Raw genomic sequence first — 21086 nt, 5'->3', positions numbered from 1 at the left:
ATTTGACCGGATCAGGTGATGATTGCGCATGAATATAGCTATTATTGCAGATTACCGGACAGAAAATTGCGTCATGAAGCCTGAACAACCCAAATCATCCCTGGATCGCTACGATCGCCGTATTCTCGAAGCCCTGCAAAAAGATGCGGGCTTGAGCAATCAGCGACTCGCCGAAAAAATCGGCCTTTCCCCCTCCCCCTGCCTGCGCCGGGTGCAAGCCTTGGAAGATGCGGGGATCATTCGCAAACGAGTGGCTTTACTGCAACCGGAAAAAATCGGCCTGGAACTGATGGTGCTCATGCACATCAGCATGGATCGCCACACGCCCGAACGCTTTGAACACTTTGAAAGCACCATCAAACAATCTCCCGAAGTGCTGGAATGCTTTCTGATCACTGGCCATGACGCCGACTATCAACTGAAAGTCACCCTCCGTGACATGGCCCATTTTCAGGATTTCCTGCTCAATCGCCTGACTCGGATTGAAGGCGTCACTGGGGTGCATTCCAGTTTCATCTTGCGGAAAATCATTGATAAAACAGAGCTTCCGCTGTAAAACCGGATCTAGGGTTCCTCTTGAGTCCAACGCCGTCTGAACGGTTCATAAAACTCTCTGGTGTCCGGGGTGGCTCCCGGCAATCTGCAGACGGCAGCCGCCAACTCCCCGCCCCGGCGCAGCCGCAACTCCGGACTTTCACCCCGCCAATAACTCCACAGCCAGGCGGCAGCGAAAGCATCACCGGCACCGACCGTGTTCACCATATCTGTCACCGGGTTTACAGCGGCACGGTAAAATTCTTTCTGGTCCCAATAGACAGAACCCTGCGCTCCACAGGTCAGCAACAAGGCGCCCAAGGAGAACTGCTCGGCAAGAACCTGCATTTTTTCCGGTAAAGCCGGGCCGGAGCGCAGCGCGTACACTTCCAGCAAGATGTCTAGCTCATCGTTATTGCATTTCAGGATGGAAGCACCGGTCATGAAGTCGCGCAGCGATTCCGGTTGCCACCAGGGCGCCCGCAGGTTGATGTCCATGAATCGCCAGGTGCTGATGGCGGACAGTATGCGCCAGGTTTCTCGGGAATGCCCGGCTTCGCGCAAAGCAAGAGAGCCGTAATATAACCAGGGAATGCGCCCCGAAAACTGGTCCGGCAAGGGAATGTCGTCATAAGCCTGATGGGGAAGGATGTTGAAATGATGTCCTTCCAAGGGGTCAGGTAGCACCTCCACACGGCCGGTCGGCAGGCTCGTGCTGACGGATATCCCCGTTACCGGCATTTGCCACTGCCGCATGTGCTCCTGGATGCGCCGGCCATATTCATCATTCCCTGTCTGGCTGATGAAAATAGCCGCTGTTCCCAGGCCTTGCAAGTGTTGCGCCACATTGAATGGCGCTCCCCCAAGGCGCTGACTATCGCCAAAATCATCCACCAGACACTCGCCGAATATCACTCCGGATGATGTCGCCTCATTCATGATGCACCTGGCTTATCGCTATCTTCCGCAGGCCAGCGCCGGATGATCCGCTGAAAGAAAAAATTATTGGGAATCACCACAATCGCGCCATCATCCTGTTTCAGTTCGGTAAACATGAGATTTTCTTCTACCACCTCGCCGGTCAGCGCCTCCGGAAAAATTTCGATACGCTGACCCAGACGCAACGGTTGCCAGAACCAAATAAAAAAACGGGCGGTAACATTGCTGACCATGGCCCATACAGCCAGCATACCCACGCCGATGACCGCCAGGAGGCTGACAAAAGTCGTCCAGACAGCGGTAACATCCACCGCCCAGACCCGCAAGACCACCACCCAGACGAGAAGCCACAAAAACCAGGTGGTAATCCTTTTGAAGACAATGCCATAACCATGGGAAATGCTGCGCCGTGATCCCAGTAAGTTGAGCAGATGACTGATGGCCTTGCCGTACCAGCGCAACAGGACGTAACTGCCCAGTATAATCAGTATGGTATAAATGGTTCTATGCAGTAGCCATTCGAGGTCCACATCCACCCCGTATATCGTCATGGTCATGTCTCACTCCTGATAGTGCTTTATGGGCGCACCTTAGCGAAGCTGATAGCATACGACAATCCTTTTGCCTGCTTCAAAAGGATGTATCGGGTTACACCATTTTCAATGACGCCAGATCAGGGATTACCAGGGTTGCAGCCGCCTGCCTTATGTGGTGATGGCTAACGATTGCGCATGAAATCCGCCGTGCGCTGCAAGACCGTCTGCAAATGGACGTACAGTTCCTGCGGCATTTCCTGCTCCTGCATGGCCCGCAACATGCACGCCATCCATTGATCCCGGGCCTGATCATCTACGGGAAAACTGGCATGGCGAGCGCGTAGACGGGGGTGCCCTAATTTTTGCACATACAAGTCCGGTCCACCCAGCCATCCTGACAGAAACAGAAACAGTTTTTCCTTGGATTCGGACAAGTCCGTCGGGTGCATCTCCCGCAAGGGACTTCGCCATTGGGCTTCGCTATCCATCAGATCATAAAAGCGATTCACCAGGGCCCGGACGGCGCTTTCGCCACCCAACAGGATATAGGGAGAAGTTTCAGGTTCAAGAATCATCGCTTACTCCAGATAAGTATAACCATGCAGGCCATCGGCAAATTGCTGCAGGAATAAATGGCGCTGCTCGGCGTTCAGTTCCGCAGATTGCTCGACTTTTTTCTGAAAACGTGCCAGGAGATCCGGTGCCGAAAACTGGACATAATTCAGTACGGTTTCCACCGTATCTCCAGTCATGGGCTGCTCCAGCAGCATCTGCCCCTGGGCGTCACACAGCACATTGACGGAATCCGTATCCCCGAAAAGATTGTGCATGTCGCCGAGAATTTCCTGGTAGGCCCCCACCATGAACACCCCCAATATATAGGGCTTGTCCGGGTCTACGGCATGCACCGGCAGGGCTGGCGTCAATCCCTCGGCGGTGACATAGGCATCAATGCGTCCATCGGAATCGCAGGTAATGTCTTCAATGCGCGCCCGCCGGACGGGTTCTTCATGGAGACGCTGAATGGGCATGATGGGGAAAATCTGATCAATGGCCCAGACATCGGGTAAAGACTGAAACAGGGAGAAATTGACGAAATATTTATCGACGATTTTTTCGTCCAGTTCATCCAGAATATCCCGGTGGGCGCGGTTGTGAGGGTCCAGAAACCGCCGCACCTGCCAGATGACTCGCGCATACACTTCTTCGGCCCGGGCTCTTTCTTCAATCTGGATCAAACCCAGATTGAACTGTTGATGCGCTTCGCCCAGCAGATAAATGGCCTCCTGATAAACCTCCAGAGCGTCGGAGGCCTGGGCGCCATCCAGACGCTGGAGCAGCCGTTGCCAGTCCTCCGTCAGCGCCGACACAGAAGAGGCTGGTAGGGGATACTCCCCTGCCGCCTCTTCCACATCGGTCACATTGCTCAGCAATATGGCATGGTGGGCCGTCAGGGCACGGCCCGATTCAGAAATGATTTGGGGCTCCGGCAGGTTTTCCTGGCGGGCCACTTCCGCCAGGGCACTGACAATGGCATGGGCATAATCGGCCATATGGTAGTTGGTAGAGCAGTAAGCGCGAGAATGGGTGCCCTCGTAGTCCACCCCCAATCCGCCGCCCACATCCACTACCTGCAGATCAGCCCCCAGGCGACGCAATTCAGCATAAAGTCGGCCACATTCGCGCATGCCGCCCTTGATGAACTGAATATTGGGAATTTGCGAACCCAGATGAAAATGCAGTAACTGCAGACTGTCCAGGGCATTTTTCTGGCGCAGTTGCGCCAACAGTTCAAGCATGTGCGCCGTCGATAAACCGAATTTGGATTTTTCTCCCCCGGTATTCTGCCACTTGCCAGCACCCGCGGAAGCCAGTCTCGCCCGCACCCCGATGCGGGGCTGCACTCCCAGATTTCGGGATTCACTGAGAATCAAGGGAAGTTCCGATATTTTTTCCACCACCAGATATACCCGCAAACCCAGTTTTTCGCCACTCAGGGCCAGACGAATGTATTCGCGGTCCTTATAGCCATTACAAATGATCGTACCACCCAGGGGCATGAGGCCTAGTACGGCCAGTAATTCGGGTTTACTACCGGCTTCGAGGCCCACATTGCCCGCACCAGCGCGAAGAAGTTCTTCCACCACCCGACGCTGCTGATTCACCTTGATGGGATAGACGGGGGTGTAGCTGCCCTGATACCCCGTGTCTTGCATGGCCCCGGTAAAAGCACCGCGCAATTTTTCGACCCGATGTCCGAGAATTTGCGGAAAACGCAGCAGACAAGGCAGCCCCAGAGAGTGCTCACCCAGTTCAGCGGCCACATCGGCCAGTCCAATGGCCGGACTGTCCATGCGGGCTTCCGGTCGCACGACCAATTGCCCATCGGCACCGACATCAAAATAGCCTTCACCCCACTGCCGCAAATTGTACAGATGACGACTATCGGCCACCGTCCAGTTCATGCTCGCCCCCGCCCAGAAAACGCCTTGTGCAGTCTACGGGTTCAGCAGCCTAAGCGACAAGTCACCTAGAGCGCTTCATTGGCAAAATCAGCCAGACGTGAACGTTCACCGCGACGCAAGGTGATGTGTCCGCTGTGTGCCCAATTCTTGAAGCGATCGACCACATAGGTCAGTCCCGAAGTGGTTTCGGTCAGATAAGGGGTGTCAATCTGGGCAATATTCCCCAGACAGACGATTTTGGTGCCGGGTCCAGCGCGGGTGATCAGGGTTTTCATCTCCTTGGAAGTCAGGTTCTGGGCCTCGTCGATGATGACGAACTTTTCCAGAAAAGTACGACCGCGCATGAAGCTCATGGATTTTACCCGAATGCGCTTGTTGAGCAGATCCTGGGTGGCGCCGCGCCCCCAACTACCCGCTTCATCGCTACTCCGCCCCAGAATTTCCAGGTTATCTTCCAGCGCCCCCATCCAGGGCTGCATTTTTTCTTCTTCGGTGCCTGGTAAAAAACCGATTTCTTCACCCACCGGCACCGTTGCCCGGGTAATGATGACTTCCGAATAACGCTTATGTTCAAACACCTGATCCAGGGCTGCCGCCAGGGTGAGCAGGGTTTTTCCGGTACCGGCATGTCCCAGCAGGGTGACAAAATCAATGTCCGGATCCATCAACAGGTTGAGGGCAAAATTCTGCTCGGGATTGCGGGCGACAATCCCCCAAACGGAGTGGCGCTCGTGCCGATAATCGGTAATCCGTTCGATGATGGCATATTCGGGATGTACCTCGCGAACAATGGCCGCAAAATCTTCGGTATTTTCATCCCCCTGATTCAACGCGATGAATTCATTGGCATGCCAGTGCTGAATGGCTGGACCTCTGATCTTGTAGAAACTGCGGCCACTTTCCTGCCAGGCATCCAGGTCGCGACTGTGCTGCTCCCAGAAGTTCTCGCTGAGTATTTCCGAGCCGGTATACAATAAATCAGCGTCTTCCAGGACCCGGTCATTTTCGTAATCTTCCACGCGAATGCCGAGGGTACGGCCCTTGATGCGCAGATTGATATCCTTGCTGACCAGAATGACATCTTTTTCGGGATGGCGATTTTGCAAGGCCAGTGTGACTGCCAGAATTTCATTATCTGCCTTGCCCCCAGCCAGATCTTCCGGCAAGGCTTGCTGATAGGCAGCCGTCTGAAAAAACAGTCGGCCCTGGGCATAAGGCAGAGGCAGGCCCTGATCCAGATCCGCCGTATCGGTCAACAGTTCATCCAGTCGCCGGCTGACCTGACGCACGTTACGCGCTTGTTCACTCAGGCCTTTTTTATGCTGATCCAGTTCTTCCAGCACAATCATGGGCAGTAAAATGTCGTGCTCCTGAAAACGGAACAACGACGCAGGGTCATGCATCAATACATTGGTATCGAGAATATAAAGACGCGGTTTTTGATGATGTCCGGAAACAGCCTTGCCCGCATTCATGGAAGTTTTTTGACCAGATCAAGCATCGCCGCAGCATGCCCGGCAGCTTTTACCTTGCGTTCCACATAGGCAATTTTACCCTGCCGGTCGATAATAAAAGTACTGCGCTCCACGCCAATGCTGGTTTTGCCATACATGTTTTTTTCCTTGAGCACGCCAAAAGTCTGGCATAATTTTTCGTCCGTATCCGCCAGCAGAGGGAAAGGAAAATGGTATTTGCAGGCAAATTTTTCATGGCTGGCCAAGCTGTCACGAGACACCCCGAGAATTTCGGCACCGGCCGCCTGGAATTCCGGGTACAAGGCCGTGAATTCCTGGCCTTCGGTCGTGCAACCCGGAGTATCATCCTTGGGGTAAAAATAGAGTACCACGATTTTCCCCAGCAGATCCTTGAGACGGATGCTGGCTTGCAGTCCATAAGCAGCGGCTTGAAATTGCGGGGCATCCTGCCCGACCATGATATTTTCTGAGGCCATGAGAAACTCCTGAGTGAACCTGTTGAAAATCTAGCGCGGCAGATGCCCCACTGTCCAGCAATGCGCCTGCTGGCCGATTTTTTTAGCCACCTCCGATGATCGCGGTCAGGTGCTGTTCCGGTAAGGCGATCACATAGGGTTGTTCAGCATTCGGCGCACTTGCACCCATACAGGGGCTGCTCTAGCATGAACCCATGAATAATCATGTCCATGATGCCTCCCTCAAGCACAGCGATGTGGAAGTGACCCGGCTCCTGCGGGAAGCCGGACAGCGCGTCACCCGCTTGCGGGTGGCGGTTTATAAAACCCTGCTGGATGCCGAGCAACCCCTGAGCCATCCCGAAGTGCAGCAGCGCCTGGAAAGTAGCAGAGAGAGTTCGGTGGATCGGGTGAGTTTGTACCGCAACCTGGAATGGTTGGTGGATATTGGTCTGGCTTATCGCATCACCGCTGATGACCGGGTCTGGCGTTTCGGTGCCCGGCGCCGGGAGCAGCCCGAGAAACACCCGCATTTTCACTGTGTGTCCTGTGGGCAGGTGTTTTGCCTCCCCGACAGCCAGCTTGCCGCCCCCAAATTGCCCAAGGATTATTCCGTGATCGAAATGGAGTTGGTGGTCAATGGACTCTGTGCCCATTGCGGTCAAAAAAAACAAGCTCATTGATCCGGAAGCAACAGTTGCCAGGGTGCTTTTCACCCCAACGTTTCTTGCCTGTTGTTTCCTTTGTTGTTTTAGGGCTCATCCCACTGGTCACCTGTCGGGAAAAACGGGCCTGGGAAAGATGCAGGACCTGACTGAGCGCTGCCCAAGGGGATGGATAATCCCGCCCCGGTTTTTGCTATGATACGCATCGCAATGCTGACTACTTCCCATGGAGCCCACCTGTTTTTATGGCTTTCAAGCAATCCCTGAGTCTTCCGCGTTTTTATTTTTTATGTGGCCTGCTTTTTCTGGGGGCCTTGGCACTGTTTGCCTATCACAGTGGCAGCGGTAGCCTCTGGGATATCGATGAGCCCAACAACGCCCAGGCCCTCAAGGAAATGTTTGCCCAGCATAATTTTGTCGTGCCATTGTTTAATGGCACCTTGCGGGTCGCCAAGCCTGCCCTGAATTACTGGCTGATGTGGGGAGGGGTGGAAGTTTTTGGCATGAACAGCTGGGGTCTGCGCATGGGCTCGGTGCTGGTGGGGGCGCTGTTCATCCTTTATCTGACGATGGCGACGCGACGCTTGATCGGCCCCGGTCCGGCCCTGCTGACGGGCTTGGTGGCGGCCACCATTTTGCACAGTCAGATCATTTTCAGGGCGGCGGTGCCCGACCCTCTGCTGATCCTTTTTGTCAGCATGAGCCTGATCAGTTACTTACGGGCCTATCAATTTCCGGAAGAACGCAGTTTCAGCATCTTGCTCAGCTATGCGGCCATGGCCCTGGCCACGCTGGATGAGGGACCCATCGGGTTTCTCATTCCCGGATTGATTATCGTCGTCTTTTTGTTGCTGCGCGGGAATCTTCCCTATTTGTGGAAAGAAGGCCGTCTGCAATGGGGTTTGCCTCTGTTTTTGCTCATCGCCCTGCCCTGGTATGTGGCCGTGGGTGTGGAAACCCACTGGCGCTGGGATCTGGGCTTTCTGCTGCGCGCCAATATCAGTCGCTATAATGCGGAAATGCAGGGGCATCGCGGTCCTTTTTTTTACTACCTGATCACCATTCCCCTCGCTCTGCTGCCCTGGTCCATTTTTCTGCCCCAGGCTTTGCTGCCCCTGTGGCAAAAACGTCGGCAACTCATTCAAGAACATCCCGTTGACACTTTTCTGCTCAGCTGGTTGTTGGTCTGGGTGATATTTTTCAGCATTTCCGCTACCAAACTACCCAATTATGTCTGGGAGGCCTATCCGCCCCTGTTCATGTTTCTGGGAATCCGTCTGTATGGTGCTGTGACTGGAGAGAGGCCCTTGCAGCGACAAGGTCTGTACTTATCCCTGACCGCACTGTTCCTGGTGGGGATGGCTCTGCTGCTGGCCGGCGCATGGATTGTCCCGGCCCAAATCCCGCCCCTGGGTTCCCTGTATTATCTGGGGCTGCCCTACGCTCTGTCCGCCCTGATAGCCATGCTCTGGGTCTGGAAAAGTCAGACCGGGCGCTGGCTGGTCACCCTCACGGCCGGGGGTGCTGCCCTCACTTTCTGCCTCATGACCTATACCGAACCAGCGCTGAATCTGCTCAAACCTTCGGCGTTCATGGGCGAAAAAATCCGTCAGTATCAAGATGGGAAGCCCTATAGTATTGCGGCCTGGCATTGGTTTCAGCCCAATTTCCTGTTTTATGCCGGACAAGGCAACATGGTCCTGCATCGTCCCCGGCACATTTCCGAATTGCTGCACATTCTGCGCCATCATCCCGGTCCCTTGTATCTGGTCTTGCCCAGCAGGGAGGTGCCCCGCATACGCAACCGTTTGCCAAATGATCTGGCCATTCAGACCATCTATGTCAGTTATGAATTATATAATCACGAAAACCTGACCTTGCTGCGCATCAGCCAATCATCCCATTCAACCTAGCACGGCATGATAGACAAAATCCACGCGCCGGTTGCGCTTCCAGCATTGGGGATCGTTGGTGTAACACAAGAGATTATCCTTGCCGAAAGAAACCATCTGAATTCTGCGGGCGGATACGCCGTCCGCTTCCAGGAGGCGGGCGACGGCTTCGGCACGACGGTTGCCGAGGGCCAGATTGTATTCCTGGGTACCGCGCTGGTCACAGTTTCCTTCCAGGCGCACATCCACATGGGGAAATTTCAACAGAAAACGGGCATTATCCAGGACAATATGGCGGCCATGCAAATTGATCTGACTGCTGTTGGTCGCAAAATGCACGCGCAGATGGGTGGGCAAGGCGGCCAGTTCCGCATCGGATAAATAGCGGTTTCTCCCACCCAGAGGCCCATTGATGTTTTTGCTTTCAATGCTCGGTGCCCGATAACGCTGGGTAGGAAGAGGCGCAACACGAGCGGGGGCTTGCAGCCGGGCAACCGGCTTGGGGGAGACTTCCTGGGCACACCCGGCCAGCAGCAGTGCGGCGGGAAACAACAGCCATAAAGATTTCAGGATGGATGGGCGATCATCAATAAGCGGCATGGTTTTCCTCTCCTTGTGGACATTGAAATCTGTGACCGCTGCCACACCGCTAAGTTTCAAACCAGGTTATAATCCATCCTACGAACCCCACCTTGACGGAGAAAAAATGGCCCTGACCCTCTTTGACCTGGATAACACCCTGTTGACTGGCGATTCCGACCATGCCTGGATGGAGTTTCTGGGTAGTCGCGGCATTGTCGATGCCGAACAATTCAACCGGCGCAACGACCAGTTTTATGCCGATTATATGGCGGGGCAACTGGATATTCGTGCTTTTCTGGATTTCCAATTGACGCCTCTGACTGCCCATCCCCGCGCTCAACTGGATGCCTGGCACCGAGAATATCTTCAGGAAAGGGTTTTACCCATGATATCCAACCGTGCCCGGGCGCTGGTGGAAGATCATCGCCAACAGGGCGATCTGCTGGTCATCATTACGGCGACCAACCGTTTTGTAACGGCTCCCATTGCTGAAGAATTCGAAATACCCCATTTACTGGCTACTGAAATCGAAGAAAATGCCGCAGGCGATTTCACCGGAAAAACCGTCGGCATCCCTTGCTTCCAGGCGGGCAAAATAGAGCGCCTCCGCCACTGGTTGCAGGAACAAGGCCGCGACTGGCAGCAAAGCCTGCAGGGCAGTACCTTTTACAGCGACTCTTACAATGACCTGCCCCTTCTGGAAACCGTCGAGCATCCGGTGGCCGTCAATCCTGACCAGCGCTTGCAGGCCCATGCAGCGGCTCAAGGCTGGCCGATTCTGTCTCTGCATGACGCTTAGTTTTTGCGCGAAAAATGCCCTCCTGAACGACTACCCTGCTGACCCATTAACGTTTTTGCCAGAAGTTCATAAAACTGTCATATTCCTGTGCTAAATTGGTTGCCAAAGAGGAAAATAATCGGTAAAAACCGGTTCAGGAGCCGCAATGTTGAACTTGGAGAATCCTGCACATGACAGGCCCTTATTACGGTGCAGGGACATCAGCAAAAGCTACGGGCAAACAGTGATTCTCCAGAAGATCAGTCTGGAATTATCTGGTGCAGAAATCGTGGCATTACTGGGACCGAATGGTGCGGGTAAGAGCACCCTCCTCACCTGTCTGATCGGCCTCATTCTCCCCAATCAAGGGAACATCCAAATATTAGGGCAGGATGTCGTCCAACTCGATGCCCAAAGGCGCATTCAAACCGGCTATGTCCCCCAGGAATTCACGGGATTTTCCTGGTTGCGGGTGAATCAGCTTCTGGAACTCATAGCGGGTTTCTACCCTGCAACAGACCGAAGCTGGAAAAAACTGGAAGACTGGGCAGACCTGGATCCCTCAAAAAAAGTCCAGGAACTTTCTGGAGGCCAACGTCAACGCCTGGCCATTGTGCTGGCCATGCGCCACCGTCCTCGCGTTCTTTTGCTGGACGAGCCGGTTTCCCAGTTGGACCCTCAAGCTCGACAGGATTTTCTCAGCCTGCTCAATGAGCATGTTCAGGAGCGGGAGGCTGCAGTTTTACTGTCCTCTCACATTGTGTCCGATCTGGAACGCATCTGCTCCCGGTTTTTGGTACTACATCACGGTCAGATGCTGGCAGAGTGGCCTCGTCATACCTTACAGTCAGGGGAGACCGAAACCCGCTTTCTGGAACTGACGCGGGAGGGGTCATGACGGGCATCTGGCGCTGTCTGCATCCGCGCCTGCTGTTTCAGAATAATCTGAACCTCATTGCTGGCGTCGGCTTTTTTGGGTGTGGCACGGCAGGTATTTTATCCCTTGAAACAAATCACCCACACGCCGCAAACGCCTTTTTTTCGATATTAGCGCTATCGTTGTTTTTCCTGGTCTCCGGTTTTTTACTGCACTACTGGCGTCTGATTTCAGAAGATTTGTTACGCCTGCTCCCCGACTTTCACCGGCAATCCAGAAACCTGTTTTTTGTCCTGCTGCTCGCCGTCATGGCTCTTTTTTTTGGGGAAGTGCTGCATACCCACATCCCCATGTCCGGGGCTTTTATGTTCAGCACGTATATTGCCTTTTGGGCGGCGATTTTTGCCTGGATGATGAGCCTCGGGGGTTTGCGCAGAAAAGATCGCAAACCCTGGCGGGTGTTCCCATTGCTGACTGTCTATCCGGTGCTGTATTTTGCCCCCGCCAGAAAGGCTTTTCTGGCCATACCGGGTTTTCTGGATTGGACTTTGGGAACGGTCCTGGTCCTGCTCATCGCTCTCATGATGGGGAAAACCCCGCAGGAGTGGCAGGAATACGGGAAAGCGCTCTTGCATTTTCCCAAGGAATTTCGCCTCCGTGGGATAGCCTGGGGGGCTTTCTGGCGCTGGATGCCGGGCACATGGCACAGTCCCATCCTCGATACGGGCCGGCGCCCCCAGGGGATCCCTGCGGTTCTGCTGATCCAACCCTTGATCCCGCTGCTGATTTTTGGACTGGAATATGCCCGCTTTGGTGCACAACGTCTGCCCGCCCTTCTACCATTTTTCCCGGTGCTTTTCCTGATCCCGGTAATGACCTGGGGGGCCTGGCCAATGCGGGTATTTGACTGGCAATATCTGATGCTGACAGGCCGTTTTGGCGGCAGCCACGGGCAGGCCAGTGTTCAAATCCTGAAAAGCCATGCCGCCCATACCAGTTTGCTGGCTCTGGTGTTGCTCTTCTGGCCTGCCCTGATCCTTATACTTCTAGGCTATCCTGCCCTGCAGATCAGCATGATTTTGTGGATATTGTATTGCGGCATGCTGGTAATGGCCTGGGCACCCATGGGCGCCATAGGGCTGGGAATTACGGGAATCTGGCAGCAAATCATCATGATCCTCTCTTTTTTACTCGATGCTTTTCTGGTCGCGCGCAGCGGACACTACTGGTTTTATCGCCATCTCATTCATGTGCCCTTCCATCTGCGCGGAACGGGAGTGTTATTGCTTCTGGCGCTACTCTGCGTGGGCATCGCCGCCTTTCTTGCGCGCCGCAAATTGCAACATAGTGACTGGAATCTTTCTGATTATTAGCGCCAAAATAATGGCTTGGCTTGGCTTGGCTTGGCTTGGCTTGGCTTGGCTTGGCTTGGCTTGGCTTGGCTTGGCTTGGCTTGGCTTGGCTTGGCTTGGTGTGCGCCGTCCCGTCCCTACGGCTATGGACTGGCCATCGCTATCGTTCTATCTGGCCAGGAATAGTGCTGCACATGCTCTGGAACAGCAGTGGGTTTTTACTACTACCATGGCACTGAAAGAAATTTTGTATCCAACTTCATGAGGATGATTTTATGAAAGAAATTGATTCACTACCATTGCATAATCCCAGTTATGGCAGCGCCATCATTGGAGGATTTAATCTTTTAAAAAGAAAATACTATTCTCTAGCGGGGTCCTTGCTAGTCCTGATGATGCTCTTTGGTGTCGGCTTTGTCATAGATTTATTGCTCAACCGCTCTCTCCCTTCCTATATTGATTTATGGCGATTTCCATTAACCTTATGGATTACTATGCTCGATATGGGGTTATTCTATATACTAGCCAAAGCCATTGCGAACAATCCCTGGAAAATAGGGAATTTATTTTGGGCATTCCACCACCAAGAAGCCTGGGTGTTTGCCATCATATATTCTGTTATTGCCAGCATCCTGAGCATTGGCTTACCCACGGTCACGCCTGGCCAAAAATTACCGAGTGATTGGCTTATGCATGCGCATGTTTTGATAACATTATTTATATTATTTTTTTTAGAGATATTCGCTGGTTATATACTCATGCTCTATTCGGCCTATGGCGTAGAAATAAAAAAGGCAGCAACTCTCAGTTTACAGATTTTTGGTAAAAAATGGAAGTGGTTATTATTCCCGGTGGTTTTGTCCATCATCATTTTTATAGCTTTTTTAGGTGTTAGCATCATTCTGGGAATGCTTGCTGCATTGCTAGCCTTTGTATTTAAATTGTCAGGACTCATGCCTATCGGTAAAATCGTTCTTGTCATATTTTTTGTGGCAATTCTAGTCGCTATATATATAACCACTTTCATATGGATGTACGCCAGCATGATCATAGCCAGTGGTGCTTTGATGGCCGATGAAAACTGAATGAAATCAGATTTTCCCTGCACTATGAAGCAAGAAATAGAAACGTCATTGAGTTGCATCGGCTTCAGCCCCGGCTGCGGCGGCCAGGGTTGCGGATACGGTCACGGGTACAATGCGGGAAATGCCGGGCTCGGTCATGGTCACGCCGATGAGTTGTTCCCCTACCTGCATGGTCAAATGACGGTGGGTCACTATCAAAAACTGGGTTTGCGCCGCCATTTCCTGGACCAGATGGCAGAAGCGGCCGACATTGGCATCGTCCAGGGGCGCGTCCACTTCATCAAGTACGCAAAAGGGGGCTGGATTCAGGCGAAACAAGGCAAAAACCAGGGCGATGGCCGTCAGGGCTTTCTCCCCGCCCGATAATTGCTGCAAACTGACATTGCGCTTTCCGGGCGGCTGCGCCCGCAACACCAGGCCCGCATCCAGCAAATCCTCCCCCAGCAGACCGAGGGCCGCCTGACCGCCGCCGAAAAGAATGGCAAACAGACCCTGTAATTCCTGATTGACCTGCTGCAAGGTGTCAGCAAAGCGGGTGATGGTTTCCTGATCCATGGCCGCCATGGCTTCTTCCAGGCTGTTCAGGGCACCTTCCACATCTTCCATCTGGGCCAATAAATTTCCCCGCCGCTCTTCCAGTTCCTGCAGTTCTTCTTCGGCAGCCAGATTGACGTTACCCAGACGCTGGATGGCACGGGCAATGCGATCCTGTTGTTCCAGCAATGCTTCGGGATCCGGACAGGGTCCGGGATTTGCGCCGAGCTGCTGCGCCAGTTCCGCAGCACGTTGTGCATTTTCTTCCAGACGCACCTGCACAGCGGCCATTTCCTGTTCGGTCAGGGCCAGATTTTTTTGGAGTTCGCGCAGTTGGGTTTCCAGGGGGTGGCGTTGCTGCTCCAAGGTGCGAATCTGCTGATCCATGGCCTGGGCGGATTTCCGCTGATCTTGCATGGCCGCTTGCTGAGCCTCCCGACGCGCCTGAATACTCGCCTGGCTGGCCTGCAAACCCGGCAGTTGTTGCTGGAGTTGTTCCAGAACCTGCTGCTTGCTGGATATGGACAGCGCAATATGTTGTTCCTGCTGCAGCAGGTCATCCCGACGTTGCTGTGCCGCCACGGATTCCGTCTGCAGTTTTTGAATCTGCAAGGCCTGTTGCTGACGTTGCTCCCGCAACCGTCCATAGGCGCTGCGTAATTCCTGCACGCGGCACTGGTCCGCTTCAGCGGCTTGCTGGGTGGCGCGCAGGGCCTGCTCTTCTTGACTCCAGTTGGTCTCTGCAACAGCCAGGGATTGGTATAAGTGACTCAGACGCGCCAAAATTTCTGCTTTTTCGGCTTCCAGACGCTGCCCTTCGGACTGGCGCTCGGCCTGTTGCCGCTCTTCCGCTTCCACCCGGCTGCGCAAGCGCGCCAGCGTTTCCCGATCTTGTGCCAATTCCCGAGCGGCCTTCTGCGCCTTCTGTTCGGCTTCCCGCAAGGAATCCTGCACGCTGCGCAGCCCTGTTTCGGCTTCGTTCAGGGCGGCTTGTGTGGCCAGCGCCCGGGTTTCGGCAGCAACCAGCAGCCGTTCATTTTCCTCCAGCTCGCGGCGGCATTGCAGCAGACTGGCTGCGTCTTCCTGTTCGGGAAAAACCACCGCCAAGGGATACACGATGACCCCCTGGGGCGTAATCCAGGCTTCTCCGGCCTGCAACTGCCGCCGCCGGGAAAGCGCTGTCGGCAGATCGGGCGCGGTGCGCAAGCCCCGCAGCCAATCCAGTACCCCTGCCTGGAGAACATCGGGAATATCCAGCACATTGAGCAAAGCATCGGCGGTGACAGGGCCGAGTTTTTCGGAAGACTCCCAGAGCGTCGTAGCGGACGGCTCCAGAGCATCTCCCTCACGGATCACCTGCGCGAACAGGCGCGTCTGCAGCACCCGTTCAATGGCGGTTTCCCAGCCCTTTTGCACCTGCAGACAGTCCAACAAGACCATCTGACCGGGAAGCGTCTCAGGACGGCTTTTTTGCAGACGTTGCAGCAGACTGCTCAGAGCCTTCTGCCGGGCGCGACATTCCTGAACCGCACTTAGGGCGTGTTCGCGGGGTTCACGTAACTGTTGTTGCAGGTCCTGCTGTTGCTCTGCCGTCTTGCGCAAGGTCGTCAGGTGCTCGTTGACAATATTCAGGGCCTGATCGAGTTTTTGTACCCGCAACTCGGCGGCATCCAGGGCCGGGCGCTCCGAGGGAAGAGGCTGGGCAAGGCGGGTCAGACGACGATCCAGATCCTGTACCCGCGGTTCCAGTTCGCGGAGTTGCGCCAGCAAGACTTCTTTTTTACGGCGCAAGTCTGCGACATTTTGCAGCGACTGCTGGCGCAATTGTTCCTGCTCTTTAGCTTGGTGCTCCGCCGCCTGTCGCGCCTTGCGGGTGTGTTCTTCTTCCTGGGTCAGACGCTCCTGACGTTCCAGCAAAGCCTGCAATTGCTCCTGACGTTGCGCTTCATTCTCCTGTTGACGCTGTTTTTCGTGCTGGATTTTTTGTTGTTGCTGATCCAGTTGCGCCAACTCTGCCTGCGCTCTCTGGATATGACCTGCGGTTTCCTTGAGTGCGTGTTCGGCTTCACTGAGTTCGGCCTGCACGGTGTACAAATCCGCCTGAGCAGCGCTCAAATTTTCCTGCGCCATGCGAGCGGCTTCCCGCAATGCCACCAGATGATGCTCAACCTGCAGGCGTTGTTCTTCCAGGCTCTGCTGTTGATCTTGCGCTGCATCGCGGCGCAGGATCAAGCCCTGGGCTTCACTTTCCAGTTCCTGCAAACGCGCCGCCACGGTCCACCAGCGCCACTGACGTTCTTCCACCCGCAAGGTGCGCAGTTTTCGGGCGGCTTCGGCCTGCTGCTGCAGACGTTGCCAGCGCCCATCCATTTCACCGTGAATATCGCGCAGACGTTGCAGATGCTCCCGGGTTTCCGCCATGCGTTGCGCGGTTTCCCGCCGCCTTTCCTTGTAGCGACTGAGCCCTCCGGCCTCTTCCAGCATGGCGCGCAGATCATCGGGGCGCGCTTCGATGATGCGACCGATGGTCCCCTGCTCGACAATGGCATAGGCGCTACTGCCGAGACCCGTACCCAGAAACAAATCCCCCACATCCCGGCGCCGACAGCGCGCGCCATTGATCCGATAATGACCGTCGCCCTTACGGTCCAGACTGCGTTTGACGCTGATTTCGGCTACCTCGGCGAAAGCACCGGGGGCACTGCCATCGCCATTGTCGAAACGCAACTCCACACTGGCCTGGGAGGCTGCCGGACGACTACCGCCGCCATTGGAGATGACATCGCTCAGGGTGCCACCGCGCAACTGCCGGGCGGATGATTCGCCCAATACCCAACGCAGGGCATCCACGGTGTTGGACTTGCCACAACCGTTGGGTCCGACGATCACCACCGGATTGGCGCTGATCTGGATACGGGTATTTTCGCGGAAAGACTTGAAGCCTTGCAGAATAATGGCCGAGAGGCGCATGAACGGACTTTTTTGAGGTAATATACCGAGCTGTCGAAATTATGATGATGAGGATTAAGCCATGCCCAGTCAACCCAGCAAATCTCTGGAACGATTTCCCAACCCGCACCCGGAAAGAGATTATGTCGTACACATGGATATGCCGGAGTTCACCTGTCTCTGTCCCCTTACCGGACAACCGGATTTTGCCCATTTCCTGCTGGATTTCATTCCCGACCAATATAATGTCGAATTGAAATCCCTGAAGCTATATCTCTGGAGTTTCCGCGATGAAGGCGCTTTCCATGAAGCCCTGAGCAACCGGATCGCCGACGACATCATCCAACTCATTCAGCCGCGCTACCTGCGTCTGCTGGGTCGCTGGTATGTGCGCGGTGGAATCAGTACCGACCTGCTCATCGAGCACCGTCAGCCGGACTGGCAAAACCCCGAAATCCTCGCGCAATTGCCGGCAGTTCACTGGACCCGGCAGCAACCCGGATACTGAAACCTTTCCAGATGCCTCGTTACCATATTGCGCCTAAAACTGATAGGCCAGATTGATGGTCGTCAGGGTGTTCAACGGCTTATATCCCGACTGAACCTCGGTGTTATAAGTGGCTATAAAAGCCAGGCGTAGGTTCAAAGGACCATATAAGGGGCTGGTCAGGGCCAAGATCGAATTATAGGTATTGGCACCATTATCCGCCAGAATGGCATCCACCGCTTCCGATAAGTGGGCATGAGGACTGAACTTCCAGAGATATTTTCCATACAGACGGGCAACGGGGTGGATGCTGAAATCACCCCCGATAGGATGGGACTGACGCACACCGGCACCGGCTTCCAGACGCAGGTGAGACACTGGGTTCAGGACAAAAAAATGGCCATAACCCAGGGTTTCGTCCGCCCGGAAATAATAACCATCAAAATGATTGCGGTGGTAATTGAGATCCCCAAAAACATATTGATTGAGGACAAAATCATAACGGGTCTGGTTACTGACATCCAGGCGGTCCGCGCTCACTTCTCCCTGGGAAGTGGCATAATTATAGAGCAGCCTGTTCTGGTTCGCCCAAGGCCCCCGGTGCCAGAGCAAGGTGTCATCCGTATTCAGATTCAGGGCCTGACTCGTTCCGGTACTACTGCTGAAACCCAGACCGATGCTGCCGGACCATTCAGGCTTTTTGGCAAATGCACTCTGACCAATGACTGCCGGGCTCATATCTGGCACATCCGCCATGACCGCTAGGGGGTATCCCAAAAAAGATGCCAAAATAACAGAGACTATCTGTTGGTGATTGAAAAAACCCATAAATCTCTTTGACTTAAACTATTACACAAACGAATCGAGCAGAAGTTGCGCACGCCGGGCCACTTCAGGAGACCCAAAGCGGGCAGCGGCTTTCCACCAATGGATGGCCTTGTCGATATTGCGGGGCACTCCCCAACCGTGGGCATAGGCTTCACCCAGCATCAATTCCGCCTGGGGGTTGACGTTGTAAGCCCCTTTCCGCCACCAATGGGCAGCCTCATGAAAGTTTTGGGGGACACCATCCCCCGCCGCATAAGCGAGACCCAAACGATACTGATCCGGGCCGTAGCCATTTTTGGCGCCAGCCATCCACTTGGCCAGAACCTGGGGAGTAATATTCGTAGCCGGACCGGAAGCCGCCAGCGGAGACTCAGTGGCGGCCATTGCCGTCGCGGGCAACAACAATAACCAGGCACACAGAAATTTTCCAGACAAGCTTGAAATCAACACCAACCTCCAACGCAGTTCATATTGCTCAGCCTAAGCTTTTTCCCTATGCTTGTGAAGCATGTTGCTCCATTCAGGTTGATCCTTTCAGAGATAGCAAAAGCCCTTGAGCGAAACGCAGACTCCTGCAGACCATCTGCCTGATATCCCGACACCCCGGCAGCACGATCACGGGCATACTCCTTCTGATGCCCACGCCAGACATCATCATGGGCACAACCATGCCCCGAAAAGTTTTGGGCAGGCATTTGCCGTCGGCATTTTACTGAATATCCTTTTTGTGGTCGCCGAAGCGGTTTTTGGGGTCATAGGCCATTCACTGGCTTTGCTCGCCGATGCCGGGCACAACCTCAGCGATGTGCTGGGTCTGCTCATGGCCTGGGGTGCCAGCGCCCTGGCCACCCGTCCACCCTCCCAGCGTTACACCTATGGATTGCGCAGCAGCTCTATCCTGGCTGCTCTTTCCAACTCCTTGTTCTTACTGGTAGTCACCGGCGGAATTGCCTGGGAAGCCATAGAGCGCTTGCTGCATCCGAGTCCGGTGGACAGTCGGGTGGTCATTGTCATCGCAGCTCTGGGGGTGCTCATCAACTCGGCCACGGCCCTGCTCTTCATGTCGGGTCGCAAGGGTGACCTCAATATCAAGGCGGCTTTTTTACACATGGCCGGAGATGCGCTGATCTCCTTGGGTGTGGTGCTGGCGGGCATCCTCATGCTGTTCCTGCATTGGTACTGGCTGGACTCGGCCGTTAGTCTGGTGATTAGTGCGCTCATCATCCTGGCGACCTGGTCCTTGCTGAAAGAGGCGGCGCGGCTGGTTTTGCATGGCGTTCCGGACAACATCAATACCGAGGCCGTGCGCCAATACCTGCGCAGCCTGCCCGAAGTGGCCGCCGTCCATGATCTGCACATCTGGGCCATGAGCACCACAGAAACGGCACTCACCGCCCATCTGGTCATGCCTCGAGGCTATCCTGGCGATGGTTTTCTGGCAGATGTCGCGACTTCACTGCGAGAACAGTTTGCCATCGTCCACCCTACCCTACAGGTGGAAACCGGAGATGCGGCCCACCCCTGCGCGCTTGCCCCCGAGCAGAAAGTATGAAGTCTGACCGGCCTTAGACGCCTTCAATAGCCGCCCAGTACTGTTCTTCCGGGCCTATTTTCTTGAGATGTTCGCGCAGGGCTTCGCCACCCACGGGATGACTTCTGCCTTGGTCGCGGCGCAACAACTCGGTCAGCGGTAATGCCGGAAAATACTGCAGGGTAATTTCCGTTGCCCCGAGCTTTCGCAGCCAGAGGGCTTTTTTTTGTAATTCCACGGCATCCAGGTGCGTATCCGCCAGAATCAATGCATCGCATTGTTTGGCCAGTTCCTGAACGCGTTGTTCCCACAAGCACTGCACCTTGTTTTCCCAGTCCGGATTCCAGTCTCCCCAGGAAAATGCCTTGTCAGCTTCGGCCTCAAACAATTCCACCCGAATCATGTCCCTTTCGAGGATGCCGATGCGCAAGGAAGTATGACGGGAGCGCATGGCTTCTGCCCAGGAGCTTTTGCCCGAAGCTGCCGTGCCCACAGTAAAGATGATCAGCGGAAAATCACGCTGATCGGTTGATGGAGAAACATCACTCATCAAAATTGTCCTTTATTGATAAAACCACGCACTCGGTAACCCGCAATCGGCCAGAAGCACCCCGCACGCGCTGCAGAAATATGCCCTGCGATGCCAGCAAGTTTTTGGCCGCGTACAACCATATATTCAAATCACTTGAATGGATCTGTAGTAAAGCTGAGTTTTTATAATTTATTTCGTTCGACGACTAGCGCAGCCAAGGATCCCGCCTTTTCGGCGCTTCGTCGTCAAATCCTTCATCCTGTGCAGTAGCCAATGCCCAGGTCAGCGCCGCAATCCAGGCCAACACCGTCCAGCCGAGAAAAACATTGACCAGCATAATGGTCATCCGCTGTGGACAAGCCATCAACCACGCCAACAGGGTGGGCAACAAATAGACCCCCAGCAGCACAATGAAAGCGATGACCAGCAATACGACAAAACCGGTAGAGCTGTCCGTAATCCAGCGCAACACGAAGCACCCCCACAACAGAAACACCTCATCATATCGTGATTTTGCTCGGGAAGGGAATATATCTTGCCCGCCCTTTCGCGTGCATATCCCGCTCTATCTGGAGGAGCCGACGGCCTCA

The 21086-nt window shown here is 54.6% G+C and carries 21 protein-coding genes; 9 read left to right on the top strand and 12 right to left on the bottom strand.

Features of this window, described 5'->3' with window-relative positions; translation table 11 throughout:
• Positions 1-73: 73 nt before the first annotated feature.
• Entirely contained in the window at positions 74-556 is a 483-nt protein-coding gene (locus tag ACJU26_RS08020) for an Lrp/AsnC family transcriptional regulator (protein WP_414041955.1), read from the top strand.
• Positions 557-564: 8 nt separating this feature from the next.
• Here the strand turns inward: ACJU26_RS08020 and ACJU26_RS08015 are convergent, their stop codons facing one another.
• The 6 genes from ACJU26_RS08015 to ACJU26_RS07990 form a co-directional block, all read right to left on the bottom strand.
• Positions 565-1473: a PfkB family carbohydrate kinase gene (locus ACJU26_RS08015; protein WP_414039171.1), complete on the bottom strand. Its 909-nt coding sequence runs from the start codon at positions 1471-1473 to the stop codon at positions 565-567.
• Positions 1470-2030, bottom strand: coding sequence for a mechanosensitive ion channel domain-containing protein (locus tag ACJU26_RS08010; RefSeq protein ID WP_414039170.1), 561 nt, complete (start codon positions 2028-2030; stop codon positions 1470-1472). The genes ACJU26_RS08015 and ACJU26_RS08010 overlap by 4 nt, the downstream gene beginning before the upstream one ends.
• A 161-nt stretch (positions 2031-2191) precedes the next feature.
• On the bottom strand, positions 2192-2584 hold the full coding sequence (locus ACJU26_RS08005; RefSeq protein WP_414039169.1) for a group II truncated hemoglobin: 393 nt from the start codon (positions 2582-2584) through the stop codon (positions 2192-2194).
• A 3-nt stretch (positions 2585-2587) separates the two neighbouring features.
• A complete protein-coding gene (speA, locus tag ACJU26_RS08000) occupies positions 2588-4474 on the bottom strand; it encodes a biosynthetic arginine decarboxylase (RefSeq protein WP_414039168.1) in 1887 nt (628 codons plus the stop codon).
• Positions 4475-4539: 65 nt separating this feature from the next.
• The gene (locus ACJU26_RS07995) at positions 4540-5949 is read right to left on the bottom strand and encodes a PhoH family protein (protein WP_414039167.1); all 1410 of its coding nucleotides are present in this window, start codon (positions 5947-5949) and stop codon (positions 4540-4542) included.
• The gene (locus ACJU26_RS07990; protein WP_414039166.1) at positions 5946-6425 is read right to left on the bottom strand and encodes a peroxiredoxin; all 480 of its coding nucleotides are present in this window, start codon (positions 6423-6425) and stop codon (positions 5946-5948) included. The genes ACJU26_RS07995 and ACJU26_RS07990 overlap by 4 nt, the downstream gene beginning before the upstream one ends.
• Before the next feature lie 194 nt (positions 6426-6619).
• On the opposite strand from ACJU26_RS07990, the gene ACJU26_RS07985 reads away from it, so the two are divergent.
• Together ACJU26_RS07985 and ACJU26_RS07980 are read left to right on the top strand one after the other, a co-directional pair.
• Positions 6620-7087 carry a Fur family transcriptional regulator gene (locus ACJU26_RS07985; RefSeq protein WP_414039165.1) on the top strand — a complete coding sequence of 156 codons (468 nt, stop codon included), beginning with the start codon at positions 6620-6622 and terminating at the stop codon, positions 7085-7087.
• A gap of 227 nt (positions 7088-7314) precedes the next feature.
• Complete coding sequence (locus ACJU26_RS07980) at positions 7315-8982, top strand: ArnT family glycosyltransferase (RefSeq protein ID WP_414039164.1); 1668 nt, start codon at positions 7315-7317, stop codon at positions 8980-8982.
• Here the strand turns inward: ACJU26_RS07980 and ACJU26_RS07975 are convergent.
• The gene (locus ACJU26_RS07975) at positions 8974-9561 is read right to left on the bottom strand and encodes an OmpA family protein (protein ID WP_414039163.1); all 588 of its coding nucleotides are present in this window, start codon (positions 9559-9561) and stop codon (positions 8974-8976) included. The two genes, ACJU26_RS07980 and ACJU26_RS07975, sit on opposite strands and share 9 nt — an antisense overlap.
• Before the next feature lie 106 nt (positions 9562-9667).
• Between ACJU26_RS07975 and ACJU26_RS07970 the strand changes: the two genes are divergently transcribed.
• The 4 genes from ACJU26_RS07970 (at position 9668) to ACJU26_RS07955 (ending at position 13635) form a co-directional block, all read left to right on the top strand.
• Complete coding sequence (locus tag ACJU26_RS07970; protein WP_414039162.1) at positions 9668-10342, top strand: HAD family hydrolase; 675 nt, start codon at positions 9668-9670, stop codon at positions 10340-10342.
• A 145-nt stretch (positions 10343-10487) separates the two neighbouring features.
• Entirely contained in the window at positions 10488-11219 is a 732-nt protein-coding gene (locus ACJU26_RS07965; protein ID WP_414039161.1) for an ABC transporter ATP-binding protein, read from the top strand.
• Positions 11216-12571: a hypothetical protein gene (locus ACJU26_RS07960; RefSeq protein ID WP_414039160.1), complete on the top strand. Its 1356-nt coding sequence runs from the start codon at positions 11216-11218 to the stop codon at positions 12569-12571. Before ACJU26_RS07965 ends, ACJU26_RS07960 begins: the two co-directional genes overlap by 4 nt.
• Before the next feature lie 254 nt (positions 12572-12825).
• Positions 12826-13635, top strand: coding sequence for a hypothetical protein (locus tag ACJU26_RS07955; RefSeq protein ID WP_414039159.1), 810 nt, complete (start codon positions 12826-12828; stop codon positions 13633-13635).
• 45 nt (positions 13636-13680) lie between these two features.
• Here ACJU26_RS07955 and smc read toward each other — a convergent pair whose 3' ends face one another.
• Positions 13681-17139, bottom strand: a complete 3459-nt coding sequence (gene smc, locus ACJU26_RS07950) for a chromosome segregation protein SMC (RefSeq protein WP_414039158.1) — start codon at positions 17137-17139, stop codon at positions 13681-13683.
• A gap of 61 nt (positions 17140-17200) precedes the next feature.
• Between smc and queF the strand changes: the two genes are divergently transcribed.
• Positions 17201-17626, top strand: coding sequence for a preQ(1) synthase (queF, locus tag ACJU26_RS07945; RefSeq protein WP_414039157.1), 426 nt, complete (start codon positions 17201-17203; stop codon positions 17624-17626).
• Positions 17627-17659: 33 nt separating this feature from the next.
• Here queF and ACJU26_RS07940 read toward each other — a convergent pair whose 3' ends face one another.
• Together ACJU26_RS07940 and ACJU26_RS07935 are read right to left on the bottom strand one after the other, a co-directional pair.
• Positions 17660-18343: a YdiY family protein gene (locus tag ACJU26_RS07940; RefSeq protein WP_414039156.1), complete on the bottom strand. Its 684-nt coding sequence runs from the start codon at positions 18341-18343 to the stop codon at positions 17660-17662.
• 111 nt (positions 18344-18454) lie between these two features.
• Positions 18455-18868 (bottom strand): tetratricopeptide repeat protein, encoded by a 414-nt coding sequence (locus ACJU26_RS07935; RefSeq protein WP_414039155.1) that lies wholly within the window; start codon positions 18866-18868, stop codon positions 18455-18457.
• A 118-nt stretch (positions 18869-18986) separates the two neighbouring features.
• On the opposite strand from ACJU26_RS07935, the gene ACJU26_RS07930 reads away from it, so the two are divergent.
• Positions 18987-19985, top strand: a complete 999-nt coding sequence (locus ACJU26_RS07930) for a cation diffusion facilitator family transporter (RefSeq protein WP_414039154.1) — start codon at positions 18987-18989, stop codon at positions 19983-19985.
• Positions 19986-19998: 13 nt separating this feature from the next.
• Here the strand turns inward: ACJU26_RS07930 and ACJU26_RS07925 are convergent, their stop codons facing one another.
• On the bottom strand, positions 19999-20514 hold the full coding sequence (locus tag ACJU26_RS07925; RefSeq protein ID WP_414039153.1) for an AAA family ATPase: 516 nt from the start codon (positions 20512-20514) through the stop codon (positions 19999-20001).
• 187 nt (positions 20515-20701) lie between these two features.
• Positions 20702-20968, bottom strand: coding sequence for a superinfection immunity protein (locus ACJU26_RS07920; RefSeq protein WP_414039152.1), 267 nt, complete (start codon positions 20966-20968; stop codon positions 20702-20704).
• Positions 20969-21086 lie beyond the last annotated feature (118 nt).

The sequence above is a fragment of the Acidithiobacillus sp. M4-SHS-6 genome (genome assembly GCF_047421495.1).
Taxonomy (GTDB): domain Bacteria; phylum Pseudomonadota; class Gammaproteobacteria; order Acidithiobacillales; family Acidithiobacillaceae; genus Acidithiobacillus.
Note: the sequence above shows the minus strand (reverse complement) of the source record. Positions and strands in the feature narration are given on the sequence as shown.

Excerpts from the sequence above, each read along its gene's own strand:
- ACJU26_RS08020 (WP_414041955.1), top strand. The coding sequence starts at position 74 with ATGAAGCCTGAACAACCCAAATCATCCCTGGATCGCTACGATCGCCGT.
- ACJU26_RS08015 (WP_414039171.1), bottom strand. The coding sequence starts at position 1,473 with ATGAATGAGGCGACATCATCCGGAGTGATATTCGGCGAGTGTCTGGTG.
- ACJU26_RS08010 (WP_414039170.1), bottom strand. The coding sequence starts at position 2,030 with ATGACCATGACGATATACGGGGTGGATGTGGACCTCGAATGGCTACTG.
- ACJU26_RS08005 (WP_414039169.1), bottom strand. The coding sequence starts at position 2,584 with ATGATTCTTGAACCTGAAACTTCTCCCTATATCCTGTTGGGTGGCGAA.
- speA (WP_414039168.1), bottom strand. The coding sequence starts at position 4,474 with ATGAACTGGACGGTGGCCGATAGTCGTCATCTGTACAATTTGCGGCAG.
- ACJU26_RS07995 (WP_414039167.1), bottom strand. The coding sequence starts at position 5,949 with ATGAATGCGGGCAAGGCTGTTTCCGGACATCATCAAAAACCGCGTCTT.
- ACJU26_RS07990 (WP_414039166.1), bottom strand. The coding sequence starts at position 6,425 with ATGGCCTCAGAAAATATCATGGTCGGGCAGGATGCCCCGCAATTTCAA.
- ACJU26_RS07985 (WP_414039165.1), top strand. The coding sequence starts at position 6,620 with ATGAATAATCATGTCCATGATGCCTCCCTCAAGCACAGCGATGTGGAA.
- ACJU26_RS07980 (WP_414039164.1), top strand. The coding sequence starts at position 7,315 with ATGGCTTTCAAGCAATCCCTGAGTCTTCCGCGTTTTTATTTTTTATGT.
- ACJU26_RS07975 (WP_414039163.1), bottom strand. The coding sequence starts at position 9,561 with ATGCCGCTTATTGATGATCGCCCATCCATCCTGAAATCTTTATGGCTG.
- ACJU26_RS07970 (WP_414039162.1), top strand. The coding sequence starts at position 9,668 with ATGGCCCTGACCCTCTTTGACCTGGATAACACCCTGTTGACTGGCGAT.
- ACJU26_RS07965 (WP_414039161.1), top strand. The coding sequence starts at position 10,488 with ATGTTGAACTTGGAGAATCCTGCACATGACAGGCCCTTATTACGGTGC.
- ACJU26_RS07960 (WP_414039160.1), top strand. The coding sequence starts at position 11,216 with ATGACGGGCATCTGGCGCTGTCTGCATCCGCGCCTGCTGTTTCAGAAT.
- ACJU26_RS07955 (WP_414039159.1), top strand. The coding sequence starts at position 12,826 with ATGAAAGAAATTGATTCACTACCATTGCATAATCCCAGTTATGGCAGC.
- smc (WP_414039158.1), bottom strand. The coding sequence starts at position 17,139 with ATGCGCCTCTCGGCCATTATTCTGCAAGGCTTCAAGTCTTTCCGCGAA.
- queF (WP_414039157.1), top strand. The coding sequence starts at position 17,201 with ATGCCCAGTCAACCCAGCAAATCTCTGGAACGATTTCCCAACCCGCAC.
- ACJU26_RS07940 (WP_414039156.1), bottom strand. The coding sequence starts at position 18,343 with ATGAGCCCGGCAGTCATTGGTCAGAGTGCATTTGCCAAAAAGCCTGAA.
- ACJU26_RS07925 (WP_414039153.1), bottom strand. The coding sequence starts at position 20,514 with ATGAGTGATGTTTCTCCATCAACCGATCAGCGTGATTTTCCGCTGATC.